This window comes from Bradyrhizobium sp. Rc2d (genome assembly GCF_900099855.1).
In the GTDB taxonomy this organism is placed as follows: Bacteria; Pseudomonadota; Alphaproteobacteria; order Rhizobiales; family Xanthobacteraceae; genus Bradyrhizobium.
Genome location: NZ_FNCU01000074.1, coordinates 12,589 through 34,079, shown reverse-complemented (window position 1 = coordinate 34,079; position 21,491 = coordinate 12,589). Strand labels below are relative to the sequence as shown.

Below are 21,491 nucleotides of genomic sequence, written 5' to 3'. Positions count from 1 at the left end.
GACAGGGCATCAACCAGCTGGCGGGTATAGAAGTCGACCTTCCGGGCAGAGGCCTCGTCCATGCCTTTGACTTCGCGGATGGCAGAAAGAACCGACGCTGCCGCAACAAGATAACTGTCTTTCACGAAGCTGAAGACAGCATTCTCGCTCCATTCCGGATGCTTGAACCGTTTATCATTTGGGGTATCGGCCTCGCGTGCACGCAGCCTGAGTAGGCGTACCGCGGTGTTCTGCCAGATACCTACCATGTTGTAGAATAGGCCGATCTGCGCGCGTGCGACCACCGCCGGGTCGGTCATCATCCTCGTCATGAACTCGAAAAACTCGAACCCAAGCATTGACCATTCGCCCACGCCGAACTTAATCGCGTCAGACTCATGAGGCGTGAAGTGCCGCATCAGTACTTGGGTTTGTTTCGTGATGTTACGCAGTTGCGCTGCAAGGGCAATCGGATCCCAGATGGGCTGCTCCATCCACTTCTCGGCCATAAGTCTTTCCTCCTGACAGGCCTGACCAGAGCCGTTTTGGGTAGCTTCCAAAAAAAACAACACCTCACCGCATGCGGTTGGTGACACGCGCGTCGGCAGGTAGGGTTGATTGGTTATGTTAAAGCCGGGTTTCTGTGCACCAGCCCCTGTTCGTCACCGGCGCGCCTATGGCCCTAAGAACTTCCACCTGCATCCGCATGAGTTGGTGGCGTGTCAATAGAATGCGACGGCGATACGCTTGTCTTTACGCCAGACCACTGCACACCGGCGCAGGTCACCGTCCGGAATGACGGTAAGCGCGAAGTCGTCGGGAATCTTTCCATCTCCAACAATATCCAGGGCGGCACCGTATGCGGAGATGCTGCGAATCATGCAATCTGCTTTCGAACGGCCGAAGCTGATTGAGCCTGACTTTGGGATGCGTGTCGAATGAGAACCTTTCTGCTCCATAATTTTTCTCCGAGTAAAGGGTTCACACCGCAGAGCGCAAATCGATTGTCAATCGGCCCCCTTGCCACCAAAACGAGTTCGTCAAAATCTGGGAGCCGATCCAATCTCAATGCCCTGAATCAAATAAATGCCGTTAAAATATCATATTAAATGTATAAATTAAACACAAAAAAAATGGGCAAAATATTAAATGAGCGCTAGGAGGTTGAATGAGCGTCACGCAAGGGTTTGCGTTTGCTGGAATTTTAGCGCCGATTGCTTTTGGTGCTCATCAAAGCGCCTACCCATTGGCATTTGATCCAAGCGAACTTTAAATCGCTCATACAGCTGCTGGCTGTTTATTTCGATCCCACGGGGCCGCGTTGCATTTGTTGGTTTCGGCGGCCGGCGACGGGGGGCCGACGTGGGTCGAAGCCATTGCTGACACCGCGCTTACACGAATACGGCGTAGGCAGAGATCCCGCGGGAGGATGCTGGTCACCCAGGGCGGACGGTTCGGCGCCTAGCCACACTTGCATTCAACAGCGGGGCGGCATCGGCCGGGGGCCGCACCAGCGTGCTCAAGGTCGATGGCAAGGTCGTCGCCCCGCACGGTTCCGCTTGTCTTGCAATGGGACGAGACCTTTGACGTCGGCGCCGACACCGGTACCCCGGTCGACGACAAGAATTAGGCAGGTGCCGATGAAGTTCGCCGGCAAGCTCAACAAGCTGACGCTCAAGATCGACCGACCGAAGCTGACGGCAGAGGAAGTTAAGAAGGTGCAGATGGTAGGGCGGAATAACCGAATGAGCGAATAGCGCCTCCGCAGTCGTCGACGGAGATCGGCCGCGCTAATGAGGGCGGCCGATCTGACTATTTTATCGAACGACTAACTTCCGGAATTGGCCCATACCGACGAAATCCAGGCCCCTTCCGCTGGTCGAGCTCTCAAGGGTAGACCGGACCTGACAGAAACATAGCCATATTGAAAACAATCCGTAATTCCGCGGCCTAGTAGCGCCAATAGGTAATAAACGCTTAAAGGAAGATCGATACAACTTCCGCTGGCATGGGACTGACGGCAATTGGTCCCGGCCGGGGGAGAGACGACCAACCGTCAGATGCATTGCGACGGGCGGGCATTTCTATTTCAGTTTTTTTCGGGAGCCATGCCATGTTTGCCAAGTTGCCCATCCGAACCAAGATCACCGCCGTCGTCGCCGGCCTCTTGCTGGCACTTATCGCCACCAGCGCGTTCGCAACCTGGAAGATGCAGGTAATCAACGCCGCGGTCGTCGACATCCAGACCAATTGGCTTCCGAGCGTCCGCGTGCTCGGCGAGCTGCGCGCATCCACCATCACCTACCGGACCGCGGTGCGGCAGCACCTCTTGATCGACCGTGCGGAAGACAAGGCGGAGTTTGACAAGCGGATCGAGCAGGTCGCCGAGAGAATTGCGCAGAATATTGCGGACTACGAGAAGCTCATCTCCAGTCCGCAGGAGCGTGCGCTCTACGATGAATGGCGAGGTCTCTGGAATGAGTACATGAAGGGCGCGCAGGAGGTGCTGCGTCTGTCGCGCGCGGCGGCGGGCCGTTTTCCCCAAGAGGCCAATGAGCTCAACAGCAAGACTGTCAATCCCATCGGCCTGAACGCCGACAAGGTCCTGGCTAGTGCCATCGACCTCAACAACAAAGGCGCTGGCGAGGCGGGAGTGCAGGCAGCGGGCGCCTACAGCCATGCCTTCAACATGCTATTGGCGATGGCGACGATCGCCGGAGTCGTCGGGGCTCTCGTTGCCTTCCTTTTGGTAAGAAGCGTCTCGCAAGGCATCGCCGCGATCGTCTCGCCGATGCAAGCCCTCAGCGGCGGCGATCTTTCGGCGGCAGTGACGCATCGGGGCGAGCGCACCGAGATCGGGCAAATGGCCGATGCGTTGCAGGTGTTCAAGGAGGCGCTGATCGCCAAGAAGGCGGCCGAGGAAGCCAAGGCCGAGCAGGACACCCAGCAGGCCGATCTCCGGCGGCGCGAGATGCACCGTCTTGCTGATGCGTTCGAAACTGCAGTGGGCGAGATCGTGCAGACCGTCTCCTCGACCTCGACCCAGCTTGAGGCGTCGGCGAGCATCCTGACGGGGACGGCCGAGCGGACCCAAGGTGTGGCAACCGGCGTGGCCGCCGCCTCGGAGGAAGCGACGACCAATGTGCAGTCGGTTGCGTCCGCGTCGGAACAATTGGCAGCCTCGGTGGGAGAAGTCGGCCGTCAGGTGCAGCAGTCCTCGCGTATCGCAGACGAGGCGGTGCGACAGGCGCGCACCACAAATGAGCAGATCGAGCGTCTTGCGCAGGCGGCTGCTCGGATCGGCGACGTCGTCGATCTTATCAACAGCATCGCCGGCCAAACCAATTTGTTGGCGCTCAATGCAACGATCGAGGCAGCGCGCGCGGGCGAAGCCGGTCGCGGCTTCGCCGTGGTGGCGGCCGAGGTTAAGGCGCTGGCCGAACAGACCGCCAAGGCGACGGGAGAGATCAGCCAGCAGGTCGGTGGTATGCAGGACGCCACTGGAAAATCGGTCGCGGCCATCGCGGATATCAGCGGCACGATTTCCAGAATGGCCGAAATCGCCACGGCCATCTCCGCCGCGGTGGAGGAGCAGGGCGCGGCGACGAGCGAGATCGCTCGCAATATCCAGCAGGCTGCCCAGGGCACCAGCGAAGTCAGTTCCGGCGTCGCCGATGTGCAGCGCGGCGCGGCCGAAACGAGCAGCGCGTCGGTGCAGCTCATGTCATCTGCTGGGCTTTTGTCGCGCGAGTCGACCCGACTCAAGGACGAGGTCGTGCATTTCCTGCGCACCGTACGCGCATGATCGGTTCTCGGTTCAGAAGCGGATTCAGGCCAACTCGTTCGAGCGACCAACAGGGACCGTACTTTGTCCGCTATTCGGTCGCTATTCGGTGCTGCGGACCTCTAGCAAGCCGCGTAGCAGGCTCGCAGCAGGATGACCAACTTCCTCAACGGTCGCGCGACAGTCGCTACTTCCTCGGCAGCGCGCCGCCGGAGGAACGCGACAGCTGATTGTCAATCGCGCGGTCGGCCGCGTCGCACACTCGCAGCACGCGCCGGGTCTCCTCGACCTGTGCTTGCCGGCGGCATGGGCTTGCCGATGGGTCGGGGGGCTTGCGTTGATCACGCATCTTCGGGTCGATGAATGAGCTTATAAACTCGACTCTCCGTCGAGACCCATCAACCGCGCCGCCCAGATGGCGGAGATCAACAAGCGCGTCTCGCTGCACACCTTGCGGCACAGCTTCGCGACCCACCTGCTCGAGCAGAACATCGATGTCCCCGTCATCGACGTCGCTGTCGTTGGTCGCGACCGTGCCGGTGATGGTGGTGTCCTCGCTGCCCGAGTTGGTGTCGGCAACCGCAACCGGCGCGTCGTTGGTGCCGGTCAGCGTGATCGTCACGCTTTGTGTGGCAATCGAGCCGTGGCCGTCATTGACCGTGACGAGGAAGGTCTCGGCCACGCTCTGGCCCTCATCGAGGTACTGCGCCGCCGCGTTGTTCAACGCGTAGTGCCACTGCACCGATCCGTTCGCGGCGTTGGCCGCCTCGCTCACCGGGTCGAGCGAAAAGGTGCCGAGTGTGGTGGTGTTGCTCGCAGCGGCCGCGAAACTCGCTGTGTGACCATCGCTGAGATCGACGTCATTAAAGCTGATAGTCCCAGAAGCGCTCAGCGAATCGGACGGACTTGGCGTCGCCGGCGCGTCCTCCACCACTGCGCCGCTCTGGTTGCCCGACGTGATCGAGGCAGCATCGTTGGTGCCGGTGATCGTGACCGTTACAGTCTGGGTCGCGGTCGAGCCGTGGCCGTCATTGACCGTGACGACAAAGCTCTCGGCCACGCTCTGGCCCTCGGCAAGGTACTGCGCTGCCGCGTTGTTCAACGCGTAGTGCCACTGCACTGAGCCGTTCGCCGCATTGACCGCCTCGCTGACCGGGTCGAGCGAAAAGGTGCCGAGCGCTGTGGTGTTGCTCGCAGCGGCGACGAAACTCGCGGTGTGCGTATCGCTCAGGTCCGCATCGGTGAAGCTTATCGTTCCGGCCGCGGTCAGCGAATCTGAAGGGGCCAGCGTCGTCGCCGCGTCCTCCACAACTGCGCCGCTCTGTGGGCTCGACGTAATATAAACCGAGTCGTTTGCGCCGCTAAACTGCAGCGTCACCGTGGCCCAGCTGAGCGTACCGTTGCCGAGCTGAATGGCGTAAGTGAAAGAATCATTTAGTGTTTGACCAACGGCGAGCCCCTGAAGAAGGGGATTGATGTCGCCCTTGTCGTAGTGAACGGTGCCATCCGACTCGATCCAGATCCTCGCACCCAGCGCACTATGATCGCTCGTTCCGGCCGCACCAGCTGCGTCACTGCTGTAGCTTACGTCTTTGACCAGCAGATCCGCAGGTGCATAGGACTTGGTCGACGCCGAGGAACGCCCTCATCCCTGCCCTGTTTTGTGTCCAAGCCAAGCTGGAACGTGTTGAAAACCTCGCTGTCGAATGCGAGTTGATCGCCAAACGAGTGGATGGATGTAACCGCGAGCTGTATCTCCGTGCGGGCCAGCACCATCGTGAGCTGGCAAACCCACGTGCGTGCTCTGATTGCGTCGTTCAACATCGCCGCGTAGGCAGAAGATCACCTAACGCGACTGTTGGTCGCCTCCATTTCAATGGCGGATCTTCTTCGTGTCGCCTCCACATCCTCGATCGATACGTCGGGCAAGTCTTCTCCATCAACTCTGTTGCCCACCGGCAGCCGCCCTTCCTCTCCTCCACGGCCGGTCAGGATGCTTTCACATACCAGCCAAGGCCGTGTCAGATGCGACGATTGTCGTCGGTCATTTAGGCTTTCGAGTACTTGACGGGCGACCAGATCCCCGCAGGAAGCGAATGCCTTCCAAGGTAAGCGCTTACGCCTGCAGCTAGAAAGACACGTCTCTAGTAGACGCACTGCCGGACGTAGTAGCCGCCACTCACCCGTATCCACTGGCAGGGGCTGGGCGGAAGCTCCCTGACGATAACCCAGCCGTGATAGTCGATGTTGGTTGGTGCAGTCAGGCCGCGCCAGAATACCGCATGAGCGCCGGACGTACTCAGAATGATCGATGCAGAAAAACATGCCAAAGCAGCACAGAGTAGAAGGAGCGTTCGCATTGTCAGTCTCCGGCTTGGACGTTGCTTATGGTATGACTGCTGTGCCGATTCAACGGCCGCGGCCTCAAAATGCCAGCAAGTAGCAGAACTTCCGCGCAAGTTCAGGGTCGACGTACCCGCTCCCATCGATCCATTCGTGGGGACAATAGCCGAGCGATAACGGATCGATGATAAGCCCGTCTCGAACGATCGCTTCGCGAGTGCCTATCAGACCCGTCGCGACTCTGTCGCCACTTTCCGCCTCAAAACGCAACGCATCGAAAACCGCAGTATCATTGGTCACGGCAATGCCCTAGCCCGTCTCAAATGAACCCGATCTGCAAATGAATGCAGCGTATCGCGTGGGCGCTCGAGAGCAAGCAATATCGTTTTTGCAATTGCTCACACCGGCGGCCGCCGACACTGATCACTAGGCAGAGAATCATTGATCAGGGGAGCCGATTACCTCATACGGCGGATGCTGATCGGCCTACCCAACTCGAACGCCTGCTCATGCTTCCGAACCTGCGCTGCCGCGGACATGCAAGTTAATCCCCAAGCGCTGTATCGCGGCCGCCTCCCCAGTTGTTGAACCGGACGCAGATGGCCTTGCTCGCCGTCCCCGCAGACGTCCGGCGGCAAGCGCTCCTTACATCTATGATTGTGAGTAATAGCAGATCATCGTAGTTTTCCATCCCTACGGTTGAACGAAGCTCCGCAAGAGTTCTTTATGGCCATGAACCGGACCAGAGATAAGACGTGAGCGCTCTACGCAAACTTCGGCCCGCGACCCGATCTTCTTGGTTTTTCGAAAGGGCCCCGCCGATACGACGATACGCTCGGCCGACAAACGCGTCCTTACATTCTGATAGGACATCGCATTCGGAACGCCAATTTCCTTGGACCGTCCGGCTCATCTCGATTCACCTGACGTGCCGCCAGCGGAGGGCGATCGATATCTACGCGAATAGTGCTTGCCTTCGTTGCGGGTACCCTCGGTGGTCGTCTCGTGGCGCGACCTACCTTTCGCGGTTCTCCGAAGTAACTCCTCCCCTCGGTGTCGCGCGATGCGACGTCTCTGGAAAAATGGCTCAGGAGGCGTTTGCTCGAATGCGTTCGCGAGCCATGCGTCGATCTCGCCGGCGGTCCGAACGGCGAATGCCTCTATTCGCCGCAAGCCGCGGCGGAGGCGCTGCGGGACTACACAGTTCGGATGCGGCCCCCTCGACTACGTGCTCCGGATCGCGCTGACGGGCCTCCATCGTTTCGAGCACGGTGCGGCCCTTGTCGGTGATGCGCCACCCGCCGTTCAGACGCTCGACGAGAGCTTGGGAAAAGATATCCAGATCCGGCGCGCGCGCGGCCAAGCGCTTAGTCCGCTCGGACCAGTCGCGCCCGCTCGTCGCCAGGATCGCCATGTCGCGCTTGAGGTCCGCCATCACGGCGAAGCCGTCCGGATAGCTCACCAGGATCTTCATGACCGTGACCTGAAAATTCACCCCCCCTTCGGTCAGCACTACTGGTCGGCCCCCGAAGGGCTTCGCGCCCAACTCGCCTCAATCCTTTGCGAGACTTCGGCCGCTTCCTAAATCTTCGATGCGACGGGCGTGCGCACGCCGATCTCGCACCGCGAAATGCTCTCGCAGACCTCATCGAGGACCGCACGCAAAAGCGTCCGTGTTGGGCGCGTCGAACATGAGGTGCCCCTACTTCGGAGCCGGAGGCTTGGGCATCGCCGACAACAAACGAATCTTGAGCTTGCCACCCTCAGTCACGTAGGTCGCCGTCCAGATGCCTCCTGTCTCGAGGGGCGCACCACTTTGATTCTTGCCCGTGAGACGGTATCCGCCGATGGCGAGCGCCATGTTCGTCCCAAGCGGCCATGCCTGGTCCACTGTGATTTCTTCGTGGTCGAACCCTGCCTTGAAGGCGCCTTGATAAAATTCCGCGATGTCAGAGCGCGGCCCCGCCGGATTGACGTGGATTCCGCCGGTCGCGAACAGCGCGGCAATTCCAGCGCCGTCCTGCTTGTTGAAGCTCGCCGCATATTCGGAAGCGATTCCCTCAACCTGTCGTTTTGGATCCCCGTCGGCTGCCATGGCAGATAGCGAAAAAGCCGTCACGAAAAAGCATGAGAGCAAGATCCGCAGCATCGCAATTCCCTCCCTAGAACTATCAACTCTGAAATCAGTCCGAACAAAGTACAAGGCATCGATAAGACATCAATTGCAGATTGACGGCAATCGCTTCACGTGTTGCGACGCATCATGCTGGCACGGTCGCCTGGAGTGCCATTCCTTTGTGTGGCGGTCGCCCTCTCAGATCCTGCTGCCGAACTGGGCGATCCGGACCAGCCGATCATCAACATGAGCGCCTATCCAGGGACGCGATCTCAGGGTCGCCTTCCCGGTCCGGCGGGCGCGACGGCAGTGCTACTGCGCGCACGATCGCTCATCTTTCAATCCTCTTGGCGGTTCTGTAACCTCGTCCGAGACTTCAGAGTTCCCGATTCTAGTGCATGGAAGTCATTAAACCTGCTGAGAGGTTGGTTGCGATGGCACCAGATCTAAGGACTGATTTCGTGTTCAAGCACTGGAGGCCGATTTCGAAGCGTGGCGACAAGAGCGCGATTGGACGGCGCGGAAGCATGCCGCATGGGCGCGTGGCGAAAAGAGTGATAGCCCGATGACGAGCGCGATGCGTGGATGCGTGCGCCGTGGGATGAGGCCAAGGCGCGGCGACGGCCGTTGCCGGATGATGTGCTCAAGATCGTGATGCGTGGGGCGGACGAGGAAGATCGGGAAGCGGCGCAGATGTTCCTATGACCGGCATTCAAACGTTCATCGTGAGACCCGATACGCCGGAGTTGGCTGTCTGCGCGCGATGGCGCGCCGGTGCTTTTTCGGTACTCCAAGCGTCCTTCGAAGAAGAATTGAGATCGCTGGAGTTGTTTACTTCCGATCAGAGCCATGGTGTGGCGCTTATCGCGAAGGCCGATGGCGAGCCGATCGGCACATGCCTTCTCGTCGAGTCCGAGATCGAGCCTAACCATGATGTGTCGCCATGGCTTGCAGGCTTGTTCGTCGTCCCTGAGTATCGGCGAAAAGGAGCAGGCGCCGCATTGGTCGCCGCGATCGAGGATCAAGCGCGACAGCGAAAGCTTTCGCGGCTCTACCTCTACACCACTGATGCCGCCGGGTTCTATGCGAGGCTCGGTTGGTTGGTCCTTGATCGCACTAACTGGAAGGGCTTCGACACGGCTCTAATGGTTCGCAATCTGTGAGGTCGCGAGGGAACAAAGCGAAGGCGCTCCAGCAGCCATTACCGGACGATGCGCTCAAGATCGCGATGCGCGGCGAAATCGGGCGGCGGCATGACGTGTCCGCTTGGTCCGAAGAAGCGGACCAAACGCGGACGGCTGAGTATGGACGCGATGGGCCAATAGGCGACAATCTCAGCCGGACATGAACGAGGCCGCCAACTATGGCGGCCCCTGGAGGCTGGTCGTGATCGCTGTCAGTCGTTGCAACATGGCGGCTGACGCTTGAACTCGATGCTCTGAATGCGGTGCTTGGCCATGGGCTTTCGTCGTTCGAAAGCCCGGCATAGCCGTCAAATCTTAAATTCGCCCCTGTCCGGCCCAGGGCCCACTCCAGATTGACACTTCGGAACTGGCGTGAACGCCGGAGCGGCGTCTCAAAAGCAACCCATACGGGATGGTCACGACGCGCTGCCCGGGTGGGCTGGCAGCGTGAAGTGGAAAGTCGCGCCATGGGGCGCATTGGACGTCACCCACAGGCGCCCAGCATGCGCTTCGATGATCGAGCGGCAGATCGACAGTCCCATCCCCAGACCGCCAGGCTTCGTCGTGTAGAAGGGGTCGAAGATGCGCTTGAGAGCGTCCGGGGCCAATCCTGGTCCCGAATCCTTCACCGCGACGATAATGCCGTCAGATTCGGCCCGAGCGGTCGTAATGAGCACGCTTCGCGATCCCCTTGCGACCGTGCCCATGGCTTGGATGGCATTGACCATCAGGTTCAGGATCACTTGCTGCAATTGGACGCGATCACCTTCGACGAGTGGCAAACCGTCTCCGAGTTCCGCCTGCATCGCGACGTCGTTCTTCACCGCTTCGCTGCGGGCGAGCTCGATCACGCCCCGGATGGCCTCGTTGATATCCAGGCGATCCTTCAGCGGCGGTGCTTTTTTGATGAGGTCACGTATCCGCCCGATGATGTCGCGGGCTCGATCAGTGTCGTTCACAACATAACCGAGCATGTCCCTGGCTCTCCCAACAGCCGGCGGGTTTCTGTCCAAGAAATGCAGGGCGGCATCGGCATTCATCGATGCGCCAGCGATCGGCTGGCTTACTTCATGGGCGATCGAGGCCGTGAGCTCACCCATGGTGGCGAGGCGGTTCGCATGCGCCAATTCCCTTTGCACCTCCCGCAAGGTCTCTTCGGCCCGCTTGCGCTCGGTGGTGTCCCGTCCGACGCCGCGGTAACCGATGAAGCGCCCTGCATTGTCGAGGACCGGCAGTCCCGAGATGGACACGTAGCGTTTGCCGCCGTCAGGCGTAGGCCGCGCCAGCTCGAAATCACGGAACGGCAGGTGGGCATCGAGCGTCTCCCGGTGCTTGCGCCAGGCCTCCGCGTCAGGCTCCAAATAGGGCACTTCCCACCGCGTCTTCCCAATTTCAGAGCCAGGCGCCGGCGCGTCGGCAAGACGTTCGCCGAACTCCTGGCGGGTGAAGCGATGCTGCGCATCGGATTCCCAGTACACGTCGAAGGAGAATTGTACAAGGGTGCGAAAGCGCTCCTCGCTCTGCCGCAGTGCCTCTTCCGACCGCTTGCGCTCCGTCAGGTCGACGACAAAAGAGACGCCGTAATCTCGTCGCTCGTCGAATGCAGCCATGCCGATCAACACGGGCACGCGGCTGCCGTCCTTGCGGAAATATTCCTTCTCGAACGGCTGCACGCTCCCCATCATCTTTAGCTCCGGGATCCACAATCGCATGTGGCGGTCGAGCCACTCCGGCGGTGTAAGGTCAGTCCAGCGTAGGCGGCCCGAAATGAGATCCTCGCGATCGTATCCTACGATGCGGAGAAACGCATCATTCGCCTCCAGAATCCGACCTCCAAGCTCCCAGATGATAATCCCGATGATGTTGGCCTCGACCAGGCGCCGAATCCTAGCCTCGCGTTCTGCGAGATCCTGGTACAAGTGAGCATTCTCCAGCGCGATTGCCGCCTGCGAGGCGAGCAGCTTTAGCACCGCGATCCGACCCGGCGCGAAGACATGCGTAGCCAGATTGTTTTCCAGGTACAGCACGCCGATGAAATTGGCATGAGCGATCACCGGCAGGCCGAGAACAGAGCGCGCTTGGCGCTGAATGATGTAGGGATCCGCTGAAAACGGTTTCTGGGCTGCGGCATCATCGAGAATGATGCTCTCCCGCGTACGCAAGATGTAGTGGAGGATCGCCTCCGGCAGGAGCGCTGCAGTCACGGGCTCGTCGCGCAGCTGCACGACGACCGTGTCGCCGTCGGTGGTCGCTTCGGCGGCAATTCGCAACTCGGTCCCGTGCGACAGAACCAACAGGCCGCGCTCGGCGCCCGCGTGTTCGATAGCGGTGCGCATGACGGTGATGAGCAGCTTCTCCCGGACGATTGCGCCCGAGACCGCTTGCGACAACTTGATGACGGTGGCGAGGTCGAGCTGCTCCATGGGGGTCCCGATCGTGCTCGTCGGGCCGGGCGCCGCTGTTTCCTCTGCCAGGTGGGCATAGACGCGGTCGAGTTGCCGCACCTTGCCATCAGCCCCCCACCGCAAATAAGCACGCCGAGCGTCGGCCAAGTACGCACGAGCGATTCTCTCAAATCCGCGGGCCGCGTAGAAGCGTGCGGCCAGTTCGTTGGCAAGCGCGTCGTTTTGAACAAAGCCATTGGCGCGGGCCGAGCGGATAGCGTGTTCATAGAGGCGCTCGGCATCGAGCTCGCGGCCCTCCAAGCGGGCGACCTCCGCCTCGACCAGCGCAGCGCGATTCTCGAAATTCTCCGGACAATTCTTTGCCCAGATTTGGATCTGTCGCCGGTGCCCCGCCAGTGCCGCGAGGTACTCCCGGTGCTGGGGAGGCGCGGCGGAGGCGCAGGCCATCGCGAGGGACAATGCACCATAGAATTCGTATTCGGCAGTTTCGAGCTGCGATATAGACGTCCACAGCAGCCGCTGCGCCCTTTGTGACGCCTCAATCGCAGCCGCGTAGTCGCCTGCAAAAAAGCGCGCCTGCTGCTTTCGGATCCAATACCAGCAGTCCGCTCGCATGAGGTTGGCATTCTCGGCGAACCGGCGCTCCGTCTGAAGCTCTTCAAACTGCTCATCGTCGAAGGAGCCGAATTTCGACGTCAGCCCCCGCAGGGTCCGGATGAGCTGCAGTTGGCTGACGACAACGTCAACGACCAGCCCGAACTGTGCCGTTTTCGCAAACGCGAGGCCACTCTCGACTTCGCGTTGCACCTCGGCGAGCGGGTCACCAGCCGCGAGCAGATTCGAATTCAGATTGACGCGGGCGTACGCGGCGAACGTGAGGTCGCCTGTTTTGTTTGCGACGTCGAAAGCCCGAAGCAGCGAATCACGCGCACTCCGGACATGTCGCGTCCATGGCGCGAGGTGCGCTCCGAAGAGCATGTAGGTCTGCGCATGAAATCGCGTCAATCCGCGCCGTTCGACCAATTCATATCCGAGCAGACCAAATCGAAATCCCGCCTCGTAGTCGCCGAAGCGAGGACCGGCAATCATCCCAAGCCTCATATAGGCAACGCACGAGGCATCGCAGTTTCCGTGCTCAAGGCTGAGATTAACCGCTCGACAAACGGTCAAGGAAAAGAGGTTCAAATCCGTGAATAGTGCAGGCGGCAGCAGCCTGGTCAGCACGCCCAGAGTCGCTAGAGACACCGGATCACTCATTAAGGGCAGATCGATCAGAGCTTCGATACGGCGCCCGCCAAGTTGGGACCGGACGCGGTCGTATTCACCTCGCGCCTCCTCCTCCGTGGGATGGGGTGGCCAGTCGATGGTCAGGTGGCGGAGGTAATCGAGAGCAACAGCAATTGCATCGCTACTCCGATCGAGCCTCGTGTACAGGTCGATGCGCAGGCATGAGACCGTGGCTAACTCGACAGGGCCGGCCGCACGGTCTGAGAGAGCCATCAGGCGTCGCTCCGCTTCCGCCAGCGCACCGGTCAGAAACTCGCATTCTGCCCGGTTGATCTCCAGCGAGAAGGCAAGTTCATGCCTGCTCTCCCAGCAATCCTCCGGCAACAGGGCCGCGCCGGCATTGATATAAGTCAGTGCCGAGTCATAGGCGGTAGACGCTTTGGCGCGCTTGGCTGCGAGCAGGTTGAGCTCGGTCAGCTTCGCTTGTTCGTCTCGTGAGGTGATCAACGCAACGCCGCGGTTGAGCTGATTGACAATGTCGAAGATCACGTCCCCGTGTTGCTCTGTGGGAGTATTCGCCGCGAGCAGCCGGCCGATGGCGAGATGGGTTTCCGCACGCTCGGCTTCCGGTTTGCTTGAATAGGCGGCTTCCTGCACCCGGTCGTGGGTGAATCTGTAGTAGCCTTGCCGTCGCTCGACCAGCTCCTCGTGCGCGGCTTCCCACAGCGCTGCGTCGACTTCAGCCGCCGATCTTCCCAGAACAAGGGCCAACAGCGTGATCGTGGCGGTGTTACCGAGACAGGCGAGCTGCTGCAACGCTGCCTGCGTGTTGGCCGGAAGGCGCGCGAGTTTGCCGACCATGAGGTCCACCACATTGTCGGTATAGCCCTTGGCGCGAATGAGATCGAGATTCCACGTCCAGCACGACGACGTATGATCGAACGCAAGCAAACGCTCCTCGACGAGCTCGTGGAGAAACTGGATGGCGAAGAACGGATTGCCGCCCGCTTTCTCCTGCACTAACTGCACCAGGGACGCGGCATAACTCGGCTCGCAACGCAACGAGTCGGCGATCAGCTGCCCGACATGCTCGGTGGCAAGCGGCGCCAGCGCGATCTCCTCAACGAGGCCGCTGCGGTTCTTGATGGCGGCGATCTTGCGCCGCAGAGGATGCGCGGCATCGACCTCGTTATCGCGGTAAGCGCCGATCATCAGCAGATGGCTCACATCCGCCTGAGTCAGCAGATCCTCGAGCAGGTCCAGCGTCGCCGCGTCGAGCCATTGCAGGTCGTCGAGGAACAGCGCCAGCGGATGCTCCGGTCGCGCGAACACGCCGATGAACTGCCGCACCACTTGGTGGAAGCGCCTTTGCGCATCCTGCAGAGCCAGGTCGGGTACCCGCGGCGGCTCGCCGATGATGAGCCTCAGCTCGGGGACGAGGTCCACCAATAGCCCGCCGTTCGGGCCTAACGTCTTGTGCAGGGCATCGCGCCAGGGCGCCAGCTCGACCTCGCTCTTCGCCAGAAGGCCCCGGAGCAGGCTGCGGAACGCCTGCGCCAGTGTGGCATAGGGAATGTCGCGCTTGTATTGGTCGAATTTGCCGTCGGCGAACAGGCCGCGCGAGGGCACCAGCACCTTGTGCAGCTCGTTGACGACAGCTGACTTGCCGATGCCGGCGTATCCCGAGACCAACACCAGCTCAGGCGTGCCGCTCTGGACCATGCGGTCGAAGGCCGCGAGCAAGACTTCGATCTCTCGCGCGCGCCCATACAGCGTCTCGGGGATGAGCAGTCGGTCCGGGATGTCGCGCTCGCCCAGGGGGAAGTGGTCGATCCCCTGCCGAGCCTCCCAGGCGGCGAGGCAGCGCCGGAGATCGCTCTCCAGACCGGCCGCGGTCTGATAGCGCTCCTCGGCGGTCTTGGCGAGCAACTTCATGATGATGGCCGAAAGGAAATTGGGCACTTGCTTCCGACGCTCGGCGGGCGGCACAGGCCTCCTGGCGATATGGCAGTGCACCCATTCCATCGGATCGGCTGCGGTAAACGGGGGCGCCCCGGCGAGCATCTGATAGAAGGTGACGCCCAGCGCGTATAGATCACTGCGCGCGTCGATCGAGCGGTTCATTCGTCCGGTCTGCTCGGGTGCCATATAGGCGAGGGTGCCGGCGATGGTTTCAGGCGGTTCGGGTGATTGGCGCTCGCGCGGGAGTCGCGAGGCAATGCCGAAACCCGTGAGTCTGACTTCGCCGGTCGCGCGATTCACGATGATGTTGTGCGGCTTGATGTCTTTGTGCACGAGCCCACGCTGATGGACCTTGCCAAGAGCTGCCGTGATGTGGACGGCGAGATGCAAGAATGTTCCCACTTGCATGGGCGCTTGGAGCTGGCGCTCCAGCGGCTCGCCGCCGGGATCCTCGAGCAACAGCACGGGCCGGCCGCCCTCACTGACAAGTTCGAGCGGCCGCAAGGCCCACGCGCTGTCGAGTTCGTCCTTTAGTGCATATTCGTGAGCCAGGCGATCCCGGCTAGTTGATGGGGCGTGCTCAGCGGGAAGCACGGCCAGCACAGTTTTGCGGCCACCATCGGAGCCCTGGCGCGATGCCCGGCAAAAGATGCGGTCGTCGTCCTCCCATAACACCTGGAAGTCGCTGTCCATGCGCGCCGAACCGAAAGACGGGGTTCAACTGCTGGCCTCTACGGCACCCGATGTCGGGTGGCGAGATACCTGTTGAGCTCGTTGAATAAAATCGAGCTTGCCACAGATGGAGCGGCGTGGCCAGCCGAGCTAAGCTCGACTACCAACGGAGCGGTCCTGAATTCTGGCTGCCGATCACGTGCGGCGTGGTCCTGCCGCCCGGAATGAACGCGATCGATCCCGATCGCGGCGTCGGCCGTGTCTCCCATCCGCTTCACGCAGATTGCCTGCCCGCGTTAGATCGGAAGAGGAGCGATTTCATTGGCGCCGCGCGATTCTAAGTCCTTGCGTCTACCAGTTCCGCCACGTCCGCGACCTTGATTTGATAACCTTTTTGCCCTGTAGCTGCAATTGTGGACAGCCAATGCTTCGCATGCCCGACCTATTCCGGCCCTGGCGCTCGGATTAAAGGACCCAGGATGGGGCTATGAACTGCGCAAGCATTGTCGCAGTAAGCGTCCTGTGACTATGAGGATGACCTCAATGTTGGACGTGATCGCGGTGGTACCGGGTCAGTTCTCGACGGGGGGCATGGGATCGATGAGTTGTTCTTCGCTGCCATCCCGTTCGATGACTGGGATCGCCATCTCTGTGGCACGGTCCCGTGGCCGTACGTTTCATGCTCTTCTGATGCGCCATAACTGTCTCCTATCGCATTCGCACCCCCGTTGCCGGTTGTTAAAGCGGACAATCGCGCAAGATATGTCCCGTCGACTATGCGAGTCCGGCAGAATCCAGCGTCTGATGCCATGACGGAGGTCCGGTGTGGGTCACGAGCGCCGGTTTTGCCCGCTCCGCCACCACGTCCGGTCTGGTATGGGATGCTGACGTGCCGGACGACATCCCGATGTTCGCCTCCGGGCACGGGTTCAGGAGCGACGGCCAGGTGACCCAATTGGAGCAAGCTACATCTTCAATCGTCCGAAAGCCGACGCGGTTTCAGCAACTGCGACACTGTTTCCGTGCCGCCGTAGCGCTTCGGGGGAACGCCTTCGGCCAACGGAGCTATCTGGGCGATGCGCATCGGCCTCGCCCTCAGCTCTCCGCGGCGCTGCGCGAGGTGGCGCAGACCAGCAGAAGCCCAGCGACAAGCGCGATCAGGACAGTTCCTACCGATAACTCGAGATGTCCGTGCGCTCGCCGGCGACGCGCGAAAACCGTTCTCATGGGACCTCGCAAACCGATCGCGACCAACGGTGACGCGGCGGCTTCGTTCCTGTGCGTGACCTGCGGTTTCCGACCGCCTCGCTAGGCGAAGGCACCATACTGGACCACCTCTAACAGCAGACCTATCTCACACCCACGCGCCCCAGTACCCCGGCGCCGACGGATCCCTGACCTTTAGTTTGTCAGCGGCATCGCCCAACGCTTTGATCGCGCCACCCACATCTCACCCGCCTCCGCGACTTTGGGCTGGGCGAGGCAAGCAGGCCCCGTTGGCTCAGTGCACAATTGGCATCGGGCAAAAACCTCGACGACTTTCGCATCTCGGGCGATTAAACAGGTCGAAGTCCTGCCGAGCAAGCAGGGCAGGACGACACCATTGCCGCCCGTTAGTGAATCCTTGACTTCACCGGGTCTGCCGATTGACTGAGAAGCGTATTCTCCTCGGCCACTTGCACTCGGCCTCTAAGGATCTCCAGTTCGGCGAGCTGAGAAATGAGCGCCTGAACGCGCTGGCACAGAACAACGCGGTCGTACGCCCGGCTACGGTTACTCATGACGCCCCCTTGATTTCACTCGGTCCAACCTTGAGTTGCAGAGTATTTTGGTTTGCTTGATTGCAGGTTTTCTTATGCAACCAGATCATGCGAACTGGTCGAGCTTACGGCGTTGCATTCCTGGAAGTAGGCCGACAGCTCAATCTCAGCTAAGTGCTCCCAGTATTCCGCTTCCGCGAGGAGCTTCCATTTGTTCATGCCGTTGTACGCGGCTGGTTGACGGCACATCGAACCCATCGCGCGCAAGCGTCGCACCTTCTCCACTGCAAACCTCCCTTCGGGCTTGTTCTTCGCAAGCCATGGTTTGCATCGAATGATAGCCGGGTTTGACTAGCCAATGATGACAGCGCAATCGTCTGACTTTTGCTTGAGAGCATCGGCTCGAAACGTTGACGGCATCGAAAAGTGCAGCGCAGAATGAAGGCGCTCTTCCGAACCTCCAAGCCCCCTCATGTCGGAAGCGCTCGTTAGGAAGGTGACGGCTCCAGTCCCACAACTGGAGCCGTTTTTCATTATTGCCGAAAACAGGACTTGGCGACGGAACAGGCTGTGTAGGCAACCGCATTCCCTTCAGGTTTCAGGTTGCCGCACCACGCGTCGCGTTCAGTTGACCGCAAATTCTATTCGCTTGATGCTTCACATCGCTTTCGAGTGCTACTGAGAGCTGGCGCGCGTGCTCTACATCAAGAGCAATGATGACACCATTTCATTCGGAGCTTAGTGTCTTTCTGCAGGGGTCTGAGGGAGCAATGCAATGCGACGGCGCAGGGCGACGGTGAGAATGAATGCGCGGCTGCTGCAGATCGCTCATCTGGCTCGTCGAGCAGCACGACTGCTGTTTTCGCGAAATGAGCGTGGGCGCTTGCGCTGAGAGCTGCGCAGCACGATAGCCCAGGGGGCCGTAGTCGATTTTGCGAACTTGAGGCACAAGCCTAAGGCGGCCTAACTGGCTATCGCCCTGCTCCAGTCACTGCGCTTAAGACCATTACGCAAGCTCAGGATCGTTGTTGCGAGTTCGGTTGCAGGGACCGGCCGGCTGAACAAGAACCCCTGCGCCTCGTTGCATCCTTCCGCCTTCATCTGATTCAACTGCTCAACCGTCTCGACCCCCTCCGCCGTTGTCGTCATGCCCAGGCTTCTTCCGAGGCTGGTAATGGCTCTCACGATCAATTTCGATCCCTTGGTCGCCGTTGCGTCGCGCACGAAGGACTGATCGATCTTGATCTTGTCAAAGGGAAAACTGCGCAGGTAACTCAGTGACGAATAGCCGGTACCGAAATCATCCAAAGCAATCCGCAGACCTCGAGCCTTCAGCTCATACAAGGTCGCAATGGTTTCAGTGCTATTGCCGAGGAGAACGGACTCGGTGATTTCGAGCTCGAGACGGTGCGGAGCCAGCGCTGACCTGTCGAGCGCGTTGCCGATGACGTTCGCCAGGCTCGCATCGCGAAATTGAATCGGCGAGACGTTGACCGCAACTTTAAGCTCATTAGGCCAGCCAGACGCCTGCTCGCAGGCGCGGTTCAGCACCCACTCACCTAGCGAAGTGATAAGACCGATCTCTTCTGCCAGCGGGATGAATTGGTCGGGCGGCACCATCCCCCTTTTCGGATGCTGCCAGCGCAATAATGCTTCGAAGCCGCTGATCCGGTCCTTCCGCAAGTCATAAATCGGCTGGTAGAACAGCGCGAACTCGTCCTTCGCCAGGGCCTCGCGAAGGTCGACTTCGAGAGCTCGGCGGCTTTGCACATTGGCATCCATGGCCGGCTCGAAAAACCGCCATTTTCCCCTACCGTCCATTTTCGACCGGTACAACGCCATGTCCGCATTCTTCAAGAGCTTTTCGCGGGTCGTGCCGTCACCTGGCGCGAGCGAAATGCCGACGCTGCAGCCGACAATGACGCGATGTCCGTTCAGTTCATAGGGCGCTCCGACACATTCCACGATGCGCTGGGCGAGGCCCTCGGCCTCTTCGGCAGTCCCGACGTCAGCTTGGATGATCGCGAATTCATCGCCCCCCAGACGCGCAACTGTGTCAGCCTCCCGGACGCAGGCACCCAATCGGTCGGCGACCGCGCAAAGCAGCCCATCGCCCACGGGATGTCCCAACGTGTCATTGATCTGCTTGAAATTGTCCAGATCGATGCAGAACAGGGCAAAGCCTGCGCCGAGGGCCGTCTCTGCGACAGCCTGCTCAATCCGCTCGGCGAACAGAGACCGGTTGGGCAATCTGGTCAGAGCGTCATGGCGCGCCATGAAGGCGATTTGAGACTGAGCCCTCTGTTGTTCGGTTACGTCTTCACAACTGATGAGCCAGCCGCCGTCAGATGTAGAGCGATGGGCAATCGAGACGACGCGTCCGTCACTGAGCTGCTGAAAATAGTTGCTGCCCTTGCATCGAGCCAAGAAGCCCTCGCATTCCGCCAGAAGATCGGCCACCGTCTGGTTACCATGATTGCCCGCAGCAACACTCAGGCGGAGGACATCTTCGAAAGTCATGCCCGGAAGCACAAGCTCAGGCGAAATATCAAATATCTCGCAGAAGCGTCGGTTGACGACCTGCAACCGTCCCTCTCCGTCATAAAGACAGAGCCCTTGCGACATGTGGGTGAGCGCCGCATCCAGTCTCAGATTGGTCGCATGCAACTCGGCCTTCTGCTGTTTCAAACCGGTAATGTCGCTATAGACGAGCATCAGGCCGCCTTCCTGGGTGGGGCTGCGGCTGACCCGCAGCCACCTACCATCCGGGAGCAAGGTTTCGCCGTCGATGCCATCGACATCGTCACGCGTGTCTCGGAGTGCAAACTCCAGTGACGTGTCCTCGCTCGATGGCCGCGCCAGGCGCAACGAACTTGGGTGCACCAGTTCGGGCAAGCAACGGATGAATTCGCTGGCTCTGGAATTGGCCAAGGCGATCTCGCCGTCCTTATCCAGGAGGATGACCCCCTCACGCGAATTCTCGAGTGCATCGGAAAGCCGCGCCTGGGCCGAACGCCGCTGCGCTACCTCGCGATCAACCATCGATTTGATGTTGTCCCGCATCCTTCCCATTGCGCTCAGTAGGACGCCCAGCTCATCATCGCCGCCCTTCGGAATGTCCGTGTTCAAATTGCCGGCGGCAATGCTGGTCGCCGCTTTGGAGGCGATCGCGACTGGACCGATGATCCGGCGTGCCAATATCCACGAAAACAGCCCGGACAGCAGAAGCGCAATGGTCAGCCCAGCCACATTGAGCTGCAGATCCCGTTTGATCGCGGCCAGGGCGCGTTGACGGAACAGAAAACCGTCACCGGCGGTATAATTTACGAGCAGCTCAATCTGCTGACTAACCGTTTTCGAGTACTTGTCGAGTTCGACCTCCTGCGCATTCCTTGCGACGCTCCCATCCTCGTCGGTTGGCAATTGGAGCGGCTGATGAAGTGCAATCCACGCGTTTGCCGCTTCCTGAACCTTGGCGGCAGCCTTTGCGGCGCGCGCGGACTGCGAGCGTTCCGCCGCGATCGTCACGTCTTCCGAAAGCGACTTCGCAAGTTCGTCGATTTCGGCGTCCAGTCGAGCACGGACCGAAGCGTCCTTGGTGAGGAGGCGTTGTGCCGATGCCACGCGCATTGCGGCGAAGTCAGCGCCGGCCGCGCGCGCATAATTGATCGACATCAGCGACTCGTCGAACGTTCTAGCAACCAGATCGCCCGCATGGCGAATACCGAGGGTGGCATAACCACCGAGGGCTGCCGCAATCGCGCTCATGGCGAGACAAAATATCAAGATGCCGGTTCGAATCGACCCGCGCACGACGATGAGGCGCGACACGGAGCGGGCCCTGGACTGGAGGGTCGCAAGGATCCCTGTCGATTGACGCGCAACCCTGCCGACGAAACCAATCATCGCGGTGTCTTTCGCTGCAAACTACTAATCGTAAAAGTGTGCGCGGACGCAGTCAGGCTGCGCCCGCCTCAAATTTCCCTAGTAATGACTGGAAGGGATGCGGAAATCGTTAAGATCAACCTGTGATAACTATGGAGTAGTTGCGCTGGCGGA

Annotated in this window: 9 protein-coding genes and 3 pseudogenes; 3 read left to right on the top strand and 9 right to left on the bottom strand. The window is 60.3% G+C overall.

The window, feature by feature from the left end; all coding sequences use genetic code 11:
• Positions 1-488: pseudogene (locus BLV07_RS43145) on the bottom strand (class I poly(R)-hydroxyalkanoic acid synthase); the annotation flags it as partial.
• Between the two features lie 213 nt (positions 489-701).
• Positions 702-938, bottom strand: a complete 237-nt coding sequence (locus tag BLV07_RS43140; protein WP_091898662.1) for a hypothetical protein — start codon at positions 936-938, stop codon at positions 702-704.
• 1,154 nt (positions 939-2,092) lie between these two features.
• Here BLV07_RS43140 and BLV07_RS43130 point away from each other — a divergent pair.
• Positions 2,093-3,784: a methyl-accepting chemotaxis protein gene (locus BLV07_RS43130; RefSeq protein ID WP_091898660.1), complete on the top strand. Its 1,692-nt coding sequence runs from the start codon at positions 2,093-2,095 to the stop codon at positions 3,782-3,784.
• A 379-nt stretch (positions 3,785-4,163) separates the two neighbouring features.
• Positions 4,164-4,277 (top strand): annotated as a pseudogene (locus tag BLV07_RS49470) (tyrosine-type recombinase/integrase); the annotation flags it as partial.
• Between the two features lie 45 nt (positions 4,278-4,322).
• Here BLV07_RS49470 and BLV07_RS48435 read toward each other — a convergent pair.
• The 4 genes and pseudogenes from BLV07_RS48435 to BLV07_RS43105 form a co-directional block, all read right to left on the bottom strand.
• Positions 4,323-5,363 (bottom strand): annotated as a pseudogene (locus tag BLV07_RS48435) (VCBS domain-containing protein); the annotation flags it as partial.
• Between the two features lie 824 nt (positions 5,364-6,187).
• Positions 6,188-6,406 (bottom strand): hypothetical protein, encoded by a 219-nt coding sequence (locus BLV07_RS43115; RefSeq protein ID WP_091898655.1) that lies wholly within the window; start codon positions 6,404-6,406, stop codon positions 6,188-6,190.
• Between the two features lie 787 nt (positions 6,407-7,193).
• Complete coding sequence (locus BLV07_RS43110; RefSeq protein WP_091898653.1) at positions 7,194-7,601, bottom strand: hypothetical protein; 408 nt, start codon at positions 7,599-7,601, stop codon at positions 7,194-7,196.
• A gap of 207 nt (positions 7,602-7,808) precedes the next feature.
• Positions 7,809-8,255 (bottom strand): YybH family protein, encoded by a 447-nt coding sequence (locus BLV07_RS43105; protein ID WP_091898651.1) that lies wholly within the window; start codon positions 8,253-8,255, stop codon positions 7,809-7,811.
• Between the two features lie 668 nt (positions 8,256-8,923).
• Here BLV07_RS43105 and BLV07_RS43100 point away from each other — a divergent pair.
• On the top strand, positions 8,924-9,385 hold the full coding sequence (locus tag BLV07_RS43100) for a GNAT family N-acetyltransferase (RefSeq protein ID WP_091898649.1): 462 nt from the start codon (positions 8,924-8,926) through the stop codon (positions 9,383-9,385).
• A 437-nt stretch (positions 9,386-9,822) separates the two neighbouring features.
• Here BLV07_RS43100 and BLV07_RS43095 read toward each other — a convergent pair whose 3' ends face one another.
• The 3 genes from BLV07_RS43095 to BLV07_RS43080 form a co-directional block, all read right to left on the bottom strand.
• Positions 9,823-15,693, bottom strand: a complete 5,871-nt coding sequence (locus tag BLV07_RS43095; protein ID WP_091898647.1) for an ATP-binding sensor histidine kinase — start codon at positions 15,691-15,693, stop codon at positions 9,823-9,825.
• A gap of 1,832 nt (positions 15,694-17,525) precedes the next feature.
• Positions 17,526-17,717: a hypothetical protein gene (locus BLV07_RS43085; protein ID WP_091898644.1), complete on the bottom strand. Its 192-nt coding sequence runs from the start codon at positions 17,715-17,717 to the stop codon at positions 17,526-17,528.
• 678 nt (positions 17,718-18,395) lie between these two features.
• Positions 18,396-21,338, bottom strand: a complete 2,943-nt coding sequence (locus tag BLV07_RS43080; RefSeq protein ID WP_091898642.1) for an EAL domain-containing protein — start codon at positions 21,336-21,338, stop codon at positions 18,396-18,398.
• Positions 21,339-21,491 lie beyond the last annotated feature (153 nt).